15 protein-coding genes are annotated in these 17,328 nt (G+C 73.0%); 12 read left to right on the top strand and 3 right to left on the bottom strand.

Annotation, left to right across the window (positions count from 1 at the left end; translation table 11 throughout):
• The first annotated feature begins 2 nt into the window (after positions 1 to 2).
• From rimI to BG482_RS19575, 3 genes are read left to right on the top strand one after another with little or no spacing between them, the layout of a single operon-like run.
• Complete coding sequence (rimI, locus tag BG482_RS19585; RefSeq protein ID WP_069770446.1) at positions 3 to 512, top strand: ribosomal protein S18-alanine N-acetyltransferase; 510 nt, start codon at positions 3 to 5, stop codon at positions 510 to 512.
• Complete coding sequence (gene tsaD / locus BG482_RS19580) at positions 505 to 1,608, top strand: tRNA (adenosine(37)-N6)-threonylcarbamoyltransferase complex transferase subunit TsaD (RefSeq protein WP_069770373.1); 1,104 nt, start codon at positions 505 to 507, stop codon at positions 1,606 to 1,608. The genes rimI and tsaD overlap by 8 nt, the downstream gene beginning before the upstream one ends.
• A 10-nt stretch (positions 1,609 to 1,618) precedes the next feature.
• On the top strand, positions 1,619 to 1,882 hold the full coding sequence (locus tag BG482_RS19575; protein ID WP_069770372.1) for a hypothetical protein: 264 nt from the start codon (positions 1,619 to 1,621) through the stop codon (positions 1,880 to 1,882).
• A 52-nt stretch (positions 1,883 to 1,934) separates the two neighbouring features.
• Here BG482_RS19575 and BG482_RS19570 read toward each other — a convergent pair whose 3' ends face one another.
• The gene (locus BG482_RS19570) at positions 1,935 to 2,903 is read right to left on the bottom strand and encodes a peptidoglycan-binding protein (RefSeq protein WP_079141932.1); all 969 of its coding nucleotides are present in this window, start codon (positions 2,901 to 2,903) and stop codon (positions 1,935 to 1,937) included.
• Positions 2,904 to 3,168: 265 nt separating this feature from the next.
• Positions 3,169 to 5,478: a glycoside hydrolase family 3 N-terminal domain-containing protein gene (locus BG482_RS19565; RefSeq protein WP_069770370.1), complete on the bottom strand. Its 2,310-nt coding sequence runs from the start codon at positions 5,476 to 5,478 to the stop codon at positions 3,169 to 3,171.
• Between the two features lie 162 nt (positions 5,479 to 5,640).
• Here BG482_RS19565 and BG482_RS19560 point away from each other — a divergent pair, with 162 nt between their 5' ends.
• From BG482_RS19560 to BG482_RS41200, 6 genes are all read left to right on the top strand, one after another.
• Positions 5,641 to 6,699, top strand: a complete 1,059-nt coding sequence (locus BG482_RS19560) for a LacI family DNA-binding transcriptional regulator (RefSeq protein ID WP_069770369.1) — start codon at positions 5,641 to 5,643, stop codon at positions 6,697 to 6,699.
• 155 nt (positions 6,700 to 6,854) lie between these two features.
• Complete coding sequence (locus BG482_RS19555) at positions 6,855 to 8,219, top strand: endo-1,4-beta-xylanase (RefSeq protein WP_069770368.1); 1,365 nt, start codon at positions 6,855 to 6,857, stop codon at positions 8,217 to 8,219.
• 102 nt (positions 8,220 to 8,321) lie between these two features.
• Complete coding sequence (locus BG482_RS19550; RefSeq protein WP_069770367.1) at positions 8,322 to 9,365, top strand: LCP family protein; 1,044 nt, start codon at positions 8,322 to 8,324, stop codon at positions 9,363 to 9,365.
• Positions 9,366 to 9,469: 104 nt separating this feature from the next.
• Complete coding sequence (locus BG482_RS19545; protein ID WP_069770366.1) at positions 9,470 to 9,826, top strand: YciI family protein; 357 nt, start codon at positions 9,470 to 9,472, stop codon at positions 9,824 to 9,826.
• 44 nt (positions 9,827 to 9,870) lie between these two features.
• Positions 9,871 to 11,214 (top strand): RNA polymerase sigma factor, encoded by a 1,344-nt coding sequence (locus BG482_RS19540; RefSeq protein ID WP_079141930.1) that lies wholly within the window; start codon positions 9,871 to 9,873, stop codon positions 11,212 to 11,214.
• A 230-nt stretch (positions 11,215 to 11,444) separates the two neighbouring features.
• Complete coding sequence (locus tag BG482_RS41200) at positions 11,445 to 13,493, top strand: cell wall-binding repeat-containing protein (RefSeq protein ID WP_256096413.1); 2,049 nt, start codon at positions 11,445 to 11,447, stop codon at positions 13,491 to 13,493.
• Here BG482_RS41200 and BG482_RS19530 read toward each other — a convergent pair.
• The gene (locus tag BG482_RS19530; protein WP_069770365.1) at positions 13,471 to 14,670 is read right to left on the bottom strand and encodes a methyltransferase domain-containing protein; all 1,200 of its coding nucleotides are present in this window, start codon (positions 14,668 to 14,670) and stop codon (positions 13,471 to 13,473) included. The genes BG482_RS41200 and BG482_RS19530 overlap by 23 nt on opposite strands.
• A gap of 160 nt (positions 14,671 to 14,830) precedes the next feature.
• Between BG482_RS19530 and BG482_RS19525 the strand changes: the two genes are divergently transcribed.
• The 3 genes from BG482_RS19525 to groES all read left to right on the top strand — a co-directional run bounded on the left by BG482_RS19525 (position 14,831) and on the right by groES (position 17,230).
• Positions 14,831 to 15,832 (top strand): polysaccharide deacetylase family protein, encoded by a 1,002-nt coding sequence (locus BG482_RS19525; protein WP_079141928.1) that lies wholly within the window; start codon positions 14,831 to 14,833, stop codon positions 15,830 to 15,832.
• The gene (locus tag BG482_RS19520) at positions 15,829 to 16,626 is read left to right on the top strand and encodes a polysaccharide deacetylase family protein (RefSeq protein WP_069770364.1); all 798 of its coding nucleotides are present in this window, start codon (positions 15,829 to 15,831) and stop codon (positions 16,624 to 16,626) included. Before BG482_RS19525 ends, BG482_RS19520 begins: the two co-directional genes overlap by 4 nt.
• 295 nt (positions 16,627 to 16,921) lie before the next feature.
• Positions 16,922 to 17,230, top strand: a complete 309-nt coding sequence (gene groES / locus BG482_RS19515) for a co-chaperone GroES (protein ID WP_020132158.1) — start codon at positions 16,922 to 16,924, stop codon at positions 17,228 to 17,230.
• Positions 17,231 to 17,328 lie beyond the last annotated feature (98 nt).

Genomic DNA, 17,328 nt, shown 5'->3' with positions numbered 1-17,328 from the left:
AGATGCGCTGGTGGGACATCGAGCCCGTGCTGGAGCTGGAGAAGGACCTCTTCCCCGAGGACGCCTGGTCGCGGGGCATGTTCTGGTCCGACCTGGCCCACGCCCGCGGTCCCGAGGCGACCCGGCGGTACCTCGTCGCCGTCGACCGGCGCGACGACGGTGACGGGAACGCCGGCGAGCGGATCGTCGGGTACGCCGGCCTGGCCGCCGCCGGGGACCTCGCCGACGTCCAGACCATCGCCGTCGCCCGCGACCACTGGGGCACCGGCCTCGGCGGCCGCCTGCTGACGGAACTGCTGCGCGCGGCGACCGCGTTCGAGTGCGCCGAGGTCATGCTGGAGTGCCGGATCGACAACGTCCGCGCCCAGAAGCTCTACGAACGCTTCGGCTTCGAGGCCATCGGCTTCCGCCGCGGCTACTACCAGCCGGGGAACGTGGACGCCCTGGTGATGCGCCTGACCGACCCGACGACATCCGTAGCCGGAACGCAAGGAACCGAGACCAATGGCTGACGAACCCCTCGTACTGGGGATCGAGACCTCCTGCGACGAGACCGGCGTCGGCGTCGTGCGCGGCACGACCCTGCTGGCGGACGCGATCGCCTCCAGCGTCGACGAGCACGCCCGCTTCGGCGGCGTCGTGCCCGAGGTGGCCTCCCGGGCCCACCTGGAGGCGATGGTCCCGACCATCGACCGGGCGCTGAAGGAAGCGGGAGTGAGCCCGAAGGACCTCGACGGCATCGCGGTCACGGCCGGCCCCGGCCTCGCCGGCGCGCTGCTGGTCGGCGTCTCGGCGGCGAAGGCGTACGCCTACGCCCTCGGCAAGCCCCTCTACGGCGTGAACCACCTCGCCTCGCACATCTGCGTGGACCAGCTGGAGCACGGCGCGCTGCCCGAGCCCACGATGGCCCTGCTGGTGTCCGGCGGCCACTCCTCCCTGCTGCTGTCCACCGACATCACCTCCGACGTCCGCCCCATGGGGGCGACCATCGACGACGCGGCGGGCGAGGCCTTCGACAAGATCGCCCGGGTGCTGAACCTGGGCTTCCCGGGCGGCCCGGTCATCGACCGCTACGCGCGCGAGGGCGATCCGACGGCCATCGCGTTCCCGCGCGGCCTCACCGGCCCGCGCGACCCGGTGTACGACTTCTCCTTCTCCGGGCTGAAGACGTCGGTCGCCCGCTGGATCGAGGCGAAGCGGGCGGCGGGCGAGGACGTGCCGGTGCGGGACGTGGCGGCCTCCTTCCAGGAGGCGGTCGTGGACGTCCTGACCCGTAAGGCGGTGCGGGCCTGCAAGGACGAGGGCGTCGACCACCTGATGATCGGCGGCGGCGTGGCCGCGAACACCCGGCTGCGGGCCCTGGCCCGGGAGCGCTGCGAGGCCGCCGGCATCCGGCTGCGCGTGCCGCGCCCCAAGCTGTGCACGGACAACGGCGCGATGGTGGCGGCGCTGGGCGCGGAGATGGTGGCCCGGGGGCGCGCGGCGTCGAGCTGGGACCTGTCGGCGGACTCCTCGCTGCCGGTGACCGAGCCGCATGTGCCGGGCAGCCCGAACGGCCACGGCCACGACCATGTGCACGAGGTCGCCAAGGGCAACCTTTACTCATGAGGATCGCGTCGTGAGCGTCGTGCTGATGTGGGAGGCCCGGGCGGTCGCCGGGCGGGGCGGGGAACTGCTGGCGTGGGCGCGGGCGCAGGAGCTGTCGCCGCGGCCGCTGCGCCGGGAGACCTTCCGGGCCCCGCAGGACCGGGTGCTGGTGATCACCTGGTGGGACGCCGGGTACGACGACGCGGGGCTCCCCGAACTGCCCGAGCCCGACGCTGAGTTGGTGGCCCGGGCGGTGCACCGGTGGCGGTTCGAGCCGGTGGGCGACGAGGACTGAGGACTGCGGGCCGGGGGCTGGGGACTGCGGGCGGGGGCCGGGCGGCCGGCGGTCAGGGCTCGGCCGTCTCCGCTTCCAGGGAGGCCCGGGTGGCGGCGCCGTAGACGCCGGACTCGTCCTTCACGATGGCTCGGGTGAGCTGGTACGTGCGCACCGCGGCCTCGACCTGACGGCTGTAGGCGCCGTCGGCCTGGCCGTCGTAGTACCCGGCCCGGCCCAGGCGGGTCTGGAGTTCGGCGACCTCGGGGCCGGTGTCGCCCAGGCGGAGGACCGGGGGCGCGGACTGTGTCGGAACGGGTTCTGCGGGCGCGCTGCCGGTCGCGCCGGCGGACGGCGTCGGGGACGGCCCGGCAGAGCGTGCGGGAGTCGCCGAGGCCGGGGCGGAGGCGGACGCGCCTGCGGAGCGGGAGGGGGAGGGGGTCGGCGGCGGCTGGGACCGGGAGGCGTGGGCGGACGGCCGTCCGGCCGTCGTGACGCCCGCGGACGTCTCCTCGGGCACCGGCGCCCGGACGCCTTCGGCGGAGGTGTCGTGGCGTGCGGGGCCGTCGTACCCGAGGACTGCCGCGAGCACGGCCAAGGTGACGGCGGTCGCGAGGACGCCGGCGAGGACCAGCAGCCGTACGCGGCTCCGGCTCCGGCCGCGGTACGGCCCGTCATGAGCGTCGGGCCCCCCGGGCCCCCCGGGCTCCTCGCCTTCTCCCGACCCGCCCACCCCGTCCACCGTGTCGGCTTCCTGGGCGGACGGCGGCTCGTCGGGGGCCTGTGAGGTCGTCGGCGCGGGGACGGCCGGGCTCTCGGGACGTGCGCCGGGACGCGCGCCGTCCTGGGGGTTCCCGTCGTCGCCGAGCACGACGAACGGCCGGATCCGCACCGGGTCGAAGTCCTCGGCGGCGGCCGCCTGCGCCGTGCGGTCGCTGCGGTGGGCGTCGGACGCGAGCCGGGCGCAGACGCATGCGGGGGCGCCGTCCGCGGCCCTGGGCGCACCGCACAACGGGCAGACGCCACGCGGCGGTTGACTCACCTGAAGCCCTTCTCCGAGTGGGCTCCACATCTTATTCGTATCTTCGACACGGCATCTCCCGGACGCATCTCCCGGAGGCGGTCTCCCCGGCCGGCGTCTCCCGCTTTGCGGCGTCCCCGGCGCGCTCTCCGCCCGGCCGGACCCCTGCCGCCGGACCCCTGCGGCCGGGGCCGTCCCGACTCCCGTCGCGCGCCCGGGGTGTCGGCGGATGTCAGCGCGGCGGGTGTCGGCGGGTTCTGACACGCCGACACCCCGCGGCCGCACGTCAGGTGCGCAGGACGCCCACGTCGCAGTGCAGCCGTCGCTCGACGCCCACCTCGCGCACCGGGCCGGCCAGCCGCAGCCGGGCCACCTCCCGCACATCCGCGCTGGACGCCGCCAATCGCAGTTCCAGCGCCCCGGGTTCGACGATCCGGCGGCCGTCGCGGTCGGTGAACGCCGACAGGTCGGCGTGGAAGCGGAACGCGACCCGCGCCGACTCGCCCGCCGCCAGCTCCAGCCGGCGGTAGCCGATCAGGCGGACGTCGGGACGGGTCACGCTCGCCACCGGGTCGTGCAGATACAGCTGCACGACCTCGGTGCCCGCCCGGTCGCCGGTGTTGCGCACGGTGACGGCCATGTCGTACGAGCCGTCCGTCGGGATCTCCGCGTCGGGGCCGGTGAACTCCTCCCAGGCGAACGTCGTGTACGTGCGTCCGTGGCCGAAGGCGTACAGCGGGGTCGGGTCCAGGCTGCTGACCTCGCCCGCCAGGCCCAGCGGCGGCTGGAGGTAGGTCCAGGGCTGGCCGCCCGGCACGCGCGGCACGCTCACCGGGAGACGGCCCGAGGGGTTCACCCGGCCCGACAGCACTCCCGCCACCGCCGGACCGCCCTCCTCGCCGGGGAAGAACGCCTGGACGACCGCCGCCAGCCGCCCGTGCCAGCGGCCCAGCGCGTAGGGGCGGCCGGTGAGCAGGACGAGGACGACCGGGACGCCGGTCGCCACCAGCCCGTCCAGCAGCTCGCCCTGGACGCCCGGCAGGCTGAGGTCGGCGACGTCACACCCCTCGCCCGAGGTGCCCCGGCCGAACAGGCCGGCCCGGTCGCCGAGGACGGCCACGCACACGTCCGCCTCCGCCGCCCGTGCGATGGCCTCCGTGAAGCCGGACGGGTCAGGGTCGGAGACCCCGCAGCCCTCCGTGAACGTCACCTTCGCGTCGGGGAGTTCGGCCCGCAGCGACTCCAGCAGGGTCGGGATCTCGATGCCCGTCTCCACGTCGGGGTGGTGCGGCAGGACGTGGGAGGGGAAGGAGTAGCAGCCGAGCATCGCCAGGGCGTCCGCGGCCCGCGGGCCGACCACCGCGACCCGGGTGTCGGGGGCGAGGGGGAGCAGTCCGTCGGGGTTGTCCAGCAGGACCACCGACTCCTCCGCCAGCCGGCGGGCCAGCACACGGTTCGCCGCCGGGTCGAGGTCGACCGACTCGGAGGTCTCGGGCCGCCAGTCCTCGTCGAGCAGGCCCAGTTCGCACTTCTGGAGCAGCACGCGGCGGGCCGACCGGTCCACCAGCTCCTCCGGGACCTCGCCCGCCCGGACGGCCGCGACCAGCGACGCGCCGTAGTACTTCACCGTCGGCAGTTCGACGTCGACGCCGGCCGTCAGGGCGAGACCGGCCGTCTCCGCGGGGGTGCCGGCCACCCGGTGCAGGGTCTGCAGGAAGCCGATGCCGAAGTAGTCGGCGACGACCGTGCCGGTGAAGCCCCACTCCTCGCGCAGCAGCCGGGTCAGCAGCTCGGGGTCGGCGGAGGCCGGAACGCCGTCGCGTTCGGTGTAGGCCGCCATGACCGAGCGGGCGCCGCCCTCGCGCAATGCCATCTCGAAGGGGGGCAGCGTCACGTCCGCGAACTCCCGGGTGCCCGCCCGCACCGGGGCCAGGTTGCGGGCCCCCGCCGAGGAGGCGTACCCGGCGAAGTGCTTGAGCGTGGCGACCAGCCCGGCCGATTCGAGCCCGCGCACATAAGCCGTGCCGACCGTGCCCACCAGGTACGGGTCCTCGCCGATCGTCTCCTCGACCCGTCCCCAGCGCGGGTCGCGGACGACGTCCAGGACGGGGGCCAGACCCTGGTGGACGCCGACCGCGCGCAGGTCGCGGCCGATCGCCCGGCCCATCTCCTCCACCAGCGGAGGGTCGAAGGCGGCGCCCCAGGCCAGCGGCACCGGATAGGCGGTGGCCCGCCAGGCGGTGAAGCCGGCCAGGCACTCCTCGTGGGCGACCGCCGGGATGCCGAAGCGGCCCGCGGCGGCGATCTGCCGCTGGGCGAGGGCCAGGGCCCGGGCGCCGAGGCCCGGCTCCACGGGGGCGGTGCCGAAGGAACGGGTCAGCTGGCCGAGCCCGCGGGTGATCAGCTCGTCGTAGTCCTCGGCGGGATCGGCGCTCATGTCGTGCTGGTGGGGGGCGACTCCGTCGCCGTCCGTCGCGGCGCCCACCCACACGCCGTACAGCTGGGCGGTCTTCTCCTCCAGGGTCATCCGGGAGAGGAGGTCGTCGACGCGGGCGGCGGCGGGCAGGGCGGGGTCACGCCAGGGGGCGGTGGTCATGAAACTCCTGTCAGAGGTCGGTGAGCCACCAGAGGGCCAGCGAATCCGGGGATCCTGTACGAGCGAGTGTACGAATGTTTCGAGATGTACTTCGAATGTTCCGGGAACCTATGGCGTCCTACCAGGTTCGTCAAGAGGTCGCGTGGCGATACGATCGCCGCCATGACACCCTCGGAGCCCGTGGAAACGCGGACAGAAGCGCGGCCGACGCAGACCGCGACCCTTGCGGAGATCGCCCGCGAGGCCGGCGTATCGGCACCGACTGTTTCGAAGGTCCTCAACGGACGGGCCGACGTCGCCCCCGGCACCCGCACCCGCGTCGAGGAACTGCTGCGCGCCCACGGCTACCGGCGCCGCCGGGCCGAGGCGACCCGCTCGCCGCTGATCGACCTGGTCTTCCACGAACTGGAGAGCGCCTGGGCGATGGAGGTCATCCGGGGTGTGGAGAACGTGGCCCGGGACGCCGGGCTGAGCGTGGTGCTGAGCGAGAGCGCCGGGCGGCTCACCCCCGGGCGGACCTGGGCCGACCAGGTCGCCGCCCGCCGCCCGCACGGCGTCGTGCTGGTGCTGTCCGGGCTGGACGAGTCCCAGCGGGCGTTGCTGACCAGCCGGTCCATCCCGTTCGTGGTGATGGACCCGGCCGGCGATCCGGGCGCCGACGTGCCGTCCATCGGGGCGACCAACTGGCAGGGCGGCCTCGCCGCCACCCGGCATCTGGTCGAGCTGGGGCACCGGCGGATCGGGGCGATCAGCGGGCCGCCGCAGATGATGTGCAGCCGGGCCCGGATCGACGGCTACCGGGCCGCTCTGGAGACGGCCGGCCTGCCCGTCGACCATGCGCTGATCAAGACCGGCGACTTCCATCACGAGACCGGCTACCGACTCGGCCGCGAGCTCCTGGACCGCCCCGACCGGCCCACCGCCGTCTTCGCCGGCAACGACCTCCAGGCCCTCGGGTTCTACGAGGCCGCGCGCGAGCTGGGGCTGCGCATCCCGGAGGACGTCAGCGTGGTCGGCTTCGACGATCTGCCGGTGGCCCGCTGGGTGGGGCCGCCGCTGACGACCGTGCGGCAACCGCTGACGGAGATGGCCGAGGCGGCCGCCCGGCTGGTCCTCGAACTGGCGCGCTCGACGTCCCAGGAAGCGCCGACGGCGACCCGGGTGGAGCTGGCGACCAGCCTGGTGGTGCGCACGAGCACCGGGGCGCCGCCGGCCGCGTAGGGCCGGGGGCCCGGGGCGGGGGCCCCGCCCGGACGGAAACGAAGTCGAGACCGGGGGTCTGGCCGGAAGTTGACGTATTGACGGGTGTGGCGCACACCCCCACACTCCTCCGAAGTCAATCGGTTGAACGACCGAAACTTTCGGAGGCACCCGCCATGAGATCCTCCAGAACTCTCCGCCTGAAAACCCGGCTGACCACGCTGGTCACCGGCGTCGCCGCCGCGGCGGCCCTGCTCCTCGCGGCCCCCGCATCCCATGCGGCGGACACCCCGTTGCGCGACCTCGGCGCGGCCAAGGGCAAGATCGTCGGCACCGCGGTCACCGGCTCCAAGCTCACCGGGACCTACGGCGACGTCGCCGCGGCGCAGTTCTCCTCGCTGACCCCCGGCAACGCCATGAAGTGGGGCTCGGTGGAGCCGGCCCGGGGCGCCTTCGACTGGGCCGAGGCCGACCGGATCGTGGCCTTCGCGCAGGCTCACAGCCAGCAGGTGCGCGGCCACACCCTGGTCTGGCACAACCAGAACCCGAACTGGCTCACCAACGGCAGCTGGACCCCCGCCCAGCTGGGCGACCTGCTGCAGAACCACATCGCCACCGAGGTCGGCCGGTACAAGGGCAGGATCGCGGCCTGGGACGTCGTCAACGAGGCCTTCAACGAGGACGGCACCTACCGCCCGACCCTCTGGTACAACGGCCTCGGCGCGGACTACATCGCCAATGCCCTGACCTGGGCGCGGGCCGCCGACCCGGCCGCGAAGCTCTACATCAACGACTACAACGTCGAGGGCGTCAACGCGAAGTCCACGGCCCTGTACAACCTGGTCAGGTCGCTGAAGCAGAGGGGAGTCCCCATCGACGGGGTCGGCCTCCAGGCGCATCTCGTCCTCGGTCAGGTCCCCGCCACCCTCCAGCAGAACATCCAGCGTTTCGCCGACCTCGGCGTGGACGTGGCGATCACCGAGCTGGACATCCGGATGACGCTGCCCTCGGACGGCGCCAAACTCGACCGGCAGAAGGCCGACTACAAGGCGGTCACCGCCGCCTGCGTCGCCGTCGCGCGCTGTGTGAACCTCACCGTCTGGGGCTTCACCGACTCCGACTCATGGGTGGAGGGCACGTTTCCCGGGGAGGGCGCGGCGACGCCGTACGACGGCAACTACGCGCCCAAACCCGCCTACTACGGCATCGCCGAAGCGCTCGGCGGCACCACCGCACCGCCGCCGACCGGCGGGTGCAAGGCCGTGTACAGCGTGGGAAGCCAGTGGAACACCGGCTTCACCGGCAATGTGACCATCTCCTGCTCGGGCGCCTCGCTGTCGTCCTGGAAGGCGACCTGGACGTACGGCGCGGGCCAGCAGATCACCCAGGCCTGGAGCGCCGACTGCACCCAGTCGGGGCCGGCCGTGACCTGTGCGAACGCCTCGTACAACGGGACGGTCCCGGACGGCGGTTCGGTGAGTTTCGGGTTCAACGCGAACTGGAGCGGGAGCAACCCGGCGCCGACGGTGACGCTCGGCTGAACCCGGGCCGATCCCGGGGGGAATCTGAGATTCCCACGAGAATTCCGGCTCGCGGTCGGCTTCCTAACGGTCCGCTCATAATTCGGACGTACGTTCCTGCCCGTGACGCGAGACGAGGAGCACGGCGAAGACGGAGCGAGAGCGGGCCGGCGGTCGAGAGCGCTGAAGGCCGCCGGAATCACCCTGGCCGCAGCCCTGGCGGTGGGCGTCGGGACGGCGGGCTGGGCCTACTGGCGCCTCGACGACAACATCAAGAGCGTCGACATCGACAACGCGCTCGGCGACGACCGCCCCGCCAGGGCGGTCGTCGCTCCCGCCCCCTCCGCGTCCCCGCCGCCCACCGAGGCGATGAACGTCCTCGTGCTGGGCTCGGACTCGCGCAGCGGCGAGGAGAACCAGGAGCTCGGCGGCGGCGACAGCACCGGCGCGCGCTCCGACACCGCGATGGTCGTGCACGTCGACGCCGGCCGTACGACGGCCACCGTCGTCAGCATCCCGCGCGACACCCTCGTCACCCGCCCCTCCTGCCCCAGGTCCGGGGGCGGATCGACGTCCGTGGCGTACGGCGCGATGTTCAACACCGCCTACTCGATCGGCGGTCCCGTCTGCGCCGTCAAGACCGTCGAGTCGATCACCGGCGTCCGCATGGACCACTACGTCGAGGTCGACTTCTCGGGCTTCGCCAAGCTCGTCGACGCGCTCGGCGGGGTCACCGTCACCACCGACGAGGACATCGACGACGACGACAGTCATCTGCACCTCAAGGCCGGCGTCCACCACCTGAACGGCGCCCGCGCCCTGGCCCTGGCCCGCACCCGCCACGGCATAGGCGACGGCAGCGACCTCGGGCGCATAGGCCTGCAGCAGAAGCTGGTGAAGGCCCTGCTGGCGCAGATCGCCTCCACCGACCTCCTGACCAGCCCCGGCCGGCTCTACGGCGTCGCCGACGCGATCACCGGCAGCCTCACCACGGACACCGGTCTGGACTCCCTGAGCGAGCTGACGGAACTCGGCCGGAGCCTGAAGGGGCTGAGGTCCGACCACGTCAGGACGGTCACCATGCCCGTGGTCACGGCCCCCTCCGACCCCAACCGGGTGGTGGCCCGGGAGCCGGCGGCCGGCGCGCTGTGGAAGTCGCTGCGATGAAGCCGGCGAAAAAGTCGCGGGGGGATGTCGATCCGGCCCGCTCCCGTTCGACGAAGGGGTGAGAGGCCGGGAAGGACCCGGCCCATCGGACCGGAGGAGTCACCATGCCCCGTTACCTGTCGCTGGTGCGGATCGACGAGAACAGCGTGCCCGCGGAGGGCCCCAGCCCCGAACTGATGCAGCGCATGGGGGAGCTGATCGAGGAGATCACCAAGGCCGGCGTGATGCTGGAGACCGCCGGGCTGACCCCGACCGGGCAGGGCGTCCGGGTGCACTACGAGGGCGGGAAGGTCTCCGTCACCGACGGGCCCTTCACGGAGACCAAGGAGGCCGTCGGCGGCTACGCGATCATGCAGTGCAAGGACCAGGACGAGGCCGTCGAGTGGACCAAGCGGTTCGTGAAGGTCCACGAGGACTTCTGGACGGTGACCTGCGAGGTGCGGGAGATCGCGGAGGGCTGAGCCTTCCTTGGCCCGGACGTCCGGTGGGTGTTCGATGGGGGGCTGTGGAACAACAGCCCGCCTCGAACCCCCCGACCGCCCCGGACCGCGGCTCCGCCCGGGACCGCGGCTCCGCCCCGGGCCGCCGTGCCGCCTCGGATCCCCGCGCCGCCATCGAGACCGTCTTCCGCCTGGAGTACCCCCGCGTCATCGCGGCCGTCGCCCGTGTCGTGCGCGACGTCGGCATCGCGGAGGAGCTGGCGCAGGACGCGCTGGTGGCGGCGCTGGAGCAGTGGCCCCGCGACGGAGTGCCGGACAACCCCGGGGCCTGGCTCACGGCGGCCGCCCGGCACCGCGCCGTCGACCTGGTCCGCCGCCGGGAGAACTACGCCCGCAAGCTGCAGGAGATGGGCCGCGACCTGCAGACCACGACCGCCCCGCCAGAGGAGCCCGCCGACGCCGACGACATCGACGACGACCTGCTCAGGCTCGTCTTCACCGCCTGCCACCCGGTGCTGTCCGCCGAGGCCCGCACCGCCCTCACGCTGCGTCTGCTCGGCGGTCTGAGCACGCCCGAGATCGCCCGCGCCTTCCTGGTCCCCGAACCGACGGTCGCCCAGCGGATCGTCCGCGCCAAGAAGACCCTGGCCACCAGGAACGTCGCCTTCGAGGTGCCGTACGGACCCGACCGCGAGGCCCGGCTGGGCTCGGTCCTGGACGTGATCTATTTGATCTTCAACGAGGGGTACGCGGCCACCGCCGGCGACGACTGGCTGCGCCCGGCGCTGTGCGAGGACGCGCTGCGGCTGGCCCGGCAGCTGGCGGCCCTGATGCCGAAGGAGCCCGAGGTCCACGCGCTGGCCGCGCTGCTGGAGTTCCAGGCGTCCCGCACCCCCGCCCGCACGGCACCCGACGGCTCGCCCGTCCTGCTGCGGGACCAGGACCGCCGCCGCTGGGACAGGCGGCTCGTCGCCCGGGGCATCGCCGCCCTGGAGAGGGCCGGAGCCACCTCCCCGTCCGGGCCGCCGGGCCCCTACGCCCTCCAGGCCGCCGTGGCCGCCTGCCACGCGCACGCGCCGACCTACGAGGACACCGACTGGACGGCCATCGCCACCCTGTACGGTCTGCTGGCCGTGCGCGCTCCCTCCCCGGTCGTCGAGCTCAACCGCGCCGTGGCCGTGTCGATGGCCGAGGGGCCGGGACCCGCGCTGGGGATCGTCGACGGCCTCGCCGCCGAGCCGTCCCTGCGCGAGTACCACCTCCTGCCCAGCGTCCGCGGCGACCTGCTGGTGCGCCTGGGCCGTCCGGCGGAGGCCAGGACCGAGTTCGAGCGGGCGGCCGCGCTGACGGGCAACGAGCGGGAACGGGAACTGCTGCTGGCGCGGGCCGACGAGTGCCGTAGAACCTGAGGCAGCCGAAAACCGGGCGACTTCCGCCGACTTCCAGCAACTTCCGGCAACTTCGAACACGCGTTGCTCGTATGTCTGTTCCCTTTGTGGCCGTGGCGACCTAGAGTGATCCGGCCGCTGTGGAACGACTGTGTGGCCGACGGTATGGGCGACGGGGGACGACGCCGACCAGGCCCGCACGCGGCTTCATCGACATCATGCGCATCACATGATCCCCGGGGGTCCACAACTTGAGACTGTTCACGCGCCGCCGCGCCGCGGCACTCGCCACCGCGGTGGTCCTCGCCGCCGCGGGCACCCTGGCCGCCGCACCCGGCGCCGTCGCCGACGACGCAGGGCCCTGGCCGGGCGTCGAGGGCAAGATCCTCAACGACGGCGGGTTGCTCGTCGACCCCGCCACCGGCAAGACCAGCACCATCCCCAACGTGGGGAGCTACGCCACCTGGGCGCCGGACGGAAGCCGCGTGCTCAGCGTGTCCGGCCAGATCTCCAGCGTCCTGCCCAACGGCACCAAGAAGATCACCCTGCCGTGGGCGCAGGGACTGCGCTCCAGCGCCCCGTACGAGGACCTGACCTTCTGGAACCGCGGCCGTTACGTCGTCTTCGCCAGCGGCGGCCAGCTCGCCTACGGCCCCTCCGACGCCTCTTGGGCGCCCGGCCCGCTGATGCCGGCGAATCTGGAGCCGGCCACCGTCTGCGACTCCGAACCGAGCGTGAACGTCAACGGCCTGGTCGCGTTCGAGCGCCGCGCCGGAAGCTGCAACGCCGGCGCCGGCGTGTACGTCTACGACGGCGCCAGGAAGACGGTCGAGCTCGCGCTGGCCGACGCCGAGCAGCCCGCCTGGTCCCCGGACGGCACCAAGCTGGCGTTCGTCCGCAAGGACACCGACGGCAACCCGCAGATCTTCACGGCGAAGGCCGACGGCACCGACGTCAGACAGCTCACCACCGGCCCGCGCCGGTACGCCGACCCGTCCTGGTCGCCCACCGGCAAGCGGATCGTCTTCGACGCCCACACCTCGCCGAACAGCGACGACGTGCACACCGTCGAGTACGTCGACACGACGACCGGCGAGCTGACCCCGGTCACGGACGCGACGAACAGCAGCCACGTCGGGAACCCCAGCTGGCAGCCGCTGCGCCAGAACGGCACCGGACGGGTGTGGGGCGCCAACGCCTACCTCACCGGCACCGCCTCGTCGCGCTGGACCTGGAACACCGTCGGCCACAGTGAGCCCGGCCTGATGAACGCCAAGTCCGCGGTGCTGGTCAACCAGGACGCCCCGGAGTACGCCGTCACCGCACCCGCCCTGGCCGGCCGGAAGGAGGGCCCGGTGCTGATGACCCAGAAGACCGGGCTCTCGTCGACGACGAAGAACGAGCTGAAGCGGATCCTGGCGCCGGGCAAGCCCGTCTATCTCGTCGGCAGCGCGTCCGTCCTCGACAACACGGTCGCCAGCCAGGTCAAGGCGCTCGGCTACGTCCCCGTGCGGCTGACCGGCGCGGACCGCTACGCGACCTCGGTGATGGTGAGCAGGACCGTCAGCTCCGCCCCCAAGTACGTTTTCCTGGCCGGCGGCACCGAGTACCGCGCGGCTCTCTCGGCGGCGGCCGCGGCAGGGTCCGACGGCTCCGCCAGCGCGGCCGGAGTCGTCCTCACCAACGGCAACAAGCTGACCGCGTCGGTGCAGTCGTACCTGAACAGCCTCAACCCCGACAAGACCATGATCATCCCGGTCGGTTCGGCGGCGAGCTACGCGCTGACCCACACGAGCTTCTCGCGGTGGCCGTCGACGTACTCGTACTACCCGATCTCGGGCACCACGGACGGGTCCATCTCGGTCGCCATCGCCATGTTCTGGTGGACCGCGCCGAACATGACCGGTCTCGCCTACTCCGGCGCCTGGCGCGACGGCGTGTCGGCCGCCGCGGCGGTGAACGTCTTCGGGCCGCTCCTGTGGAGCAGCAGCGCCACCGCGCTGTCGCCCGAGGTGAACAGCTACCTCGTGCGCGAGAGCGCCAGCGTCAACTCCATGGTGGCCTTCGGCGGCACCGGCTCGCTCGCCCAGGCCGAGCTGAACACCGCGGGTGCCTCGATGAGTGCGGGCAGCGCCTACTTCACCTACCGCCCGTACTACAACGGCCTCATCCCGGCCGCGTCGGCACGAGCTCTCGCCGCGCACGCCGACGGTGACGCCTCGGCGGCCACGGCGCAGCGCCCCGAACAGGCCGGCGCTCGGCCGAACCTGGCGCCGCTCAAGACGCTCCACCGGCAGTAACGGCCGGACCGGCGGGGGCGCCGAGGAGCATCGTCGGCGCCCCCGCCACCCGGGTCAGGAAGACGGTCGCCGAGTGCGGGCCCCGGTCCTTGGGGAGCACCTTCTTGCGCAGCTCCTCCGGCTCCACCGCCGACCCCCGCTTCTTCACGGTCAGGATCCCGACCCCGCGTTCCCGCAGCAGGGCCTTCAACTTCTTCACGTTGAAAGGGAGTTGATCGGTGATCTCGTAGGCGGTGGCGTACGGGGTGGGACGCAGGGCGTCGGCGGTGACGTAGGCGATGGTCTCGTCGATCAGCCCGCCGTCGACCTCGCGGGCCACGTCGGCGACCAGATGGGCCCGGACCACCGCGCCGTCGGGCTCGTACAGGTACCTGCCGACCGGCCGCACGCGCGGATCGGGCAGACCGCCGCCGAGCAGCGTCCGCGGTCCCGGCAGCAGGGTCGCCCGGACCGCGCCCGGCCCGCCGGTCCCGAACCACAGCACCGCCTCCTTCACGTCCCCGCCGTCCGAGATCCACTCGGCCTCGGCCTCGGCCGGGATCGCTTCGTGCGGCACGCCGGGCGCGATCTTCAAGGCGGCGCGGGGCGCGGCGAGGGCAGCGCCCACCGCCCAGGACAGCGGCGGCGAGTAGGCCTCCGGGTCGAAGACGCGTCCGCGTCCGCCCCGGCGGGCCGGATCGACGAACACGGCGTCATAGCCGCCGGTGTCCACCTCGGTGACGTCCGCCTCGCGCACCTCGATCAGTTCGCTCAGCCCCAGCGCCTCGGCGTTCGCGCGCGCCGTCTGTGCCGTCACCGGGTCCCGGTCCACGGCCAGCACCCGGATGCCGGCGCGCGCGAGCGCGATCGCGTCGCCGCCGATCCCGCAGCACAGGTCGGCGACGCAGGTCACGCCCATCGCCCGCATCCGTCCGGCCCGGTAGCCGGCGACGCTCGCCCGCGTCGACTGCTCCACGCCGTTCGGAGTGAAGAACATCCGGTCCGCGTCCTCGGCCCCGAATTTCACCGCCGCCCGCTGCCGCAGTCTGGCCTGGCCGATGGCCGCCGACACCAGGTCGGCCGGGTGCTCGCGGCGCAGCCGGGTGGCGACGGCGAGCTCGTCGGCCGGGGCGGTGCCGCGCACCGCGTCGAGGAGGGCGCGGCCCTCGGCAGTGAGCAGCGGAGCAAGGTCGTTCACCCCGCCATTGTCGGCCAACCGCCCGCCTCGCCGGTCAGGGGGCTCTGCCGGACCGGCGCGGGCGCCGAGCGCAGTCTCTGTGGGCCACCTGGTGGACGGTGGGCGTCCGGCGGCGGTGTCGGTCGGGGTTCGGGGACGGCGGCTGCGAGGATCCGGCGCCATGGGACCTGTCGTACAAAATGATGACAACCGCGGTTGTTCTCAGGGGTCGCGCCGGTGTGGGCGTACGGGAATCCGGCGCGGCCGCGGGCGTACGGGAATCCGGGGCGCGCTCGCCGTCCTCGCGCTGGCCGTCCTCGCGTCGGGCTGCGCGGGGGACGGCGGGGGCGTCGGCGGGGCGATCCGCCCCGCGCCGGGCCAGCAGCCCGATAAGGCCGCGCTCCCGGAGGCGCCGCCCGCCCGCGCCCTGCACGCGTACGCCGACCGGCTCCGGGCCGCCCAGCAGGCCCGCGTCGCGGCGGCGCGGCGCTGGGGTCTGAGGAAGGTCCCGCTGACGCCCCCGGCGCCGCCCGCGCACAAGCCGGAGATCACCACCCGCAAGGGCTTCGAGGTCGACGACCACGAGGAACTCGGCCTGCCGCCGGTCTTCACCACGATCCCGACCGAGGACAAGGTCGTCTTCCTCACCATCGACGACGGCGCCGAGAAGGACCCGGCGTTCCTGCGCATGATGAGCGAGCTGAAGGTCCCGTACACCGCCTTCCTCAGCAACTACCTGATCAAGGGCGACTACGGCTACTTCAAGAAGATGCGGGACCTGGGGGTGACCCTGAACAACCACACGCTCCATCACCCCTACCTGCCAGCCCTCTCCTACGCCCGCCAGAAACGCGAGATCTGCGGCATGCAGGAGGTGATGCGGGAGCAGTACGGCGTCCGCCCCGCCGTCTTCCGGCCACCGTTCGGCAACTACGACCAGGACACCCTGCGCGCCGCGAAGTCCTGCGGCGTGCGCTACGCCCCGCTCTGGGACGAGGAGGTCTTCGTGGACCACTGGGAGTACCGGGAGCCGGACCAGGACCTCCATCCGGGCGACATCGTCCTCACCCACTTCCGCGGCCGCGGCGAGTGGAAGGGCACGATGCCCGACATGGTCCGCCGGTTCCTCGACAAGGTCACGGCGAAGGGCTACGCGGTCGCCCGGCTGGAGGACTACCTGTGAGGGCGCGCGGACTGACGGCCGTCCTGCTGATCCTGGCCACCCTGACCGGTTGCGCCCAGTCCGTCGACCCGATCGAGCGCCTGGGCAGGAAGGCCGCCGCGCAGGGGCGCGAGCCCGCACCGAGCCCGTACCGCCGCTGGGGCCTGACGACTCCGCTGGCTCCCGCGCCGTCCCATCCCGTCCGCGTCCTGCCGGGCAGTCCGCAAACGGCTCTGCCGCCGGTCCTCGACCACGTCCCCACCACCGACAAGGTCGTCTTCCTCACCTACGACGACGGCGCCGAACGCGACCCTCACTTCGTCGACATGGTCCGCGAACTGCGCCTGCCGGTCAGCATGTTCCTCACCGACAGCGTGGTCGGCCCGGGGTACGCGCACTTCGCCCGGCTGCAGTCGGTCGGCGCGAGCATCCAGAACCACACCCTCGACCACCCGGTCCTGCGCGGTCTGCCCTACGCCGGGCAGCGCGCCGAGATCTGCGGCCAGCAGGACAAGCTCCGCGCCCGGTTCGGTCTGAGGCCCCGCCTCTTCCGCCCGCCCTACGGCGCCTACGACGTCACCACCCGGCGCGCCGCCGCCGACTGCGGCATCACGGCCCTCGTCCTGTGGCGCGCCGCCATGGGCCCCACCGGCCTCACCCGGGCCCACGGCCCCCACCGCCTCCACCCCGGCGACATCATCGCCGTCGCCCCGGACGAGACGACGGGCTCGGTCCTGCGCGAACGCACGACCCGCCTGCTGCGCCAGGTACAGGACCAGGGCCTGACGGTGGGCCGCCTGGAGGACTATCTGTAGGACGCCACGTCGCGGCCACGCCACGCCACGCCAGGTTGCGCCCCGCCCCGCCCTGTCCCGCCCCGCGCGCCGGGCGGCGAAGGCGTCGCCGAGCCGAAAACATGGCCGACGCGCCGCACGCATTGGCACTCCGCTTGACCGAGTGCTAATCGCGGCCATAGTCTCGGTTCTGGCACTCACCACTGGAGAGTGCCAACACAGCGACGGGCAGGTCCGGCACCCGCGACGACGGATCCACCTGGTCGCCACCTCAGACAGTTAACCCCGTGAGATCTCCGAAGGGGGAGGTCGGATCGTGACGACCACCAGCTCCAAGGTTGCCATCAAGCCGCTCGAGGACCGCATCGTGGTCCAGCCGCTCGACGCCGAGCAGACCACCGCCTCTGGCCTGGTCATCCCGGACACCGCGAAGGAGAAGCCCCAGGAGGGCGCCGTCCTCGCGGTGGGCCCGGGTCGCTTCGAGAACGGCGAGCGCCTGCCGCTCGACGTCAAGGTCGGCGATGTCGTCCTGTACAGCAAGTACGGCGGCACCGAGGTGAAGTACAACGGCGAGGAGTACCTCGTCCTCTCGGCTCGCGACGTCCTCGCGATCATCGAGAAGTAATTCACCGAGTTTTGCAGTGAACTGCGCCCCTGGCCCCCGCTACTTTGTGAAGCCGGGCGCTGGGGGCGCAGTTCGTTTCTCCCACGCTTTCCGAGAGG

It is taken from the genome of Streptomyces sp. LUP30 (assembly GCF_001746365.1).
Lineage (GTDB): Bacteria > Actinomycetota > Actinomycetes > Streptomycetales > Streptomycetaceae > Streptomyces.
Note: the sequence above shows the minus strand (reverse complement) of the source record. Positions and strands in the feature narration are given on the sequence as shown.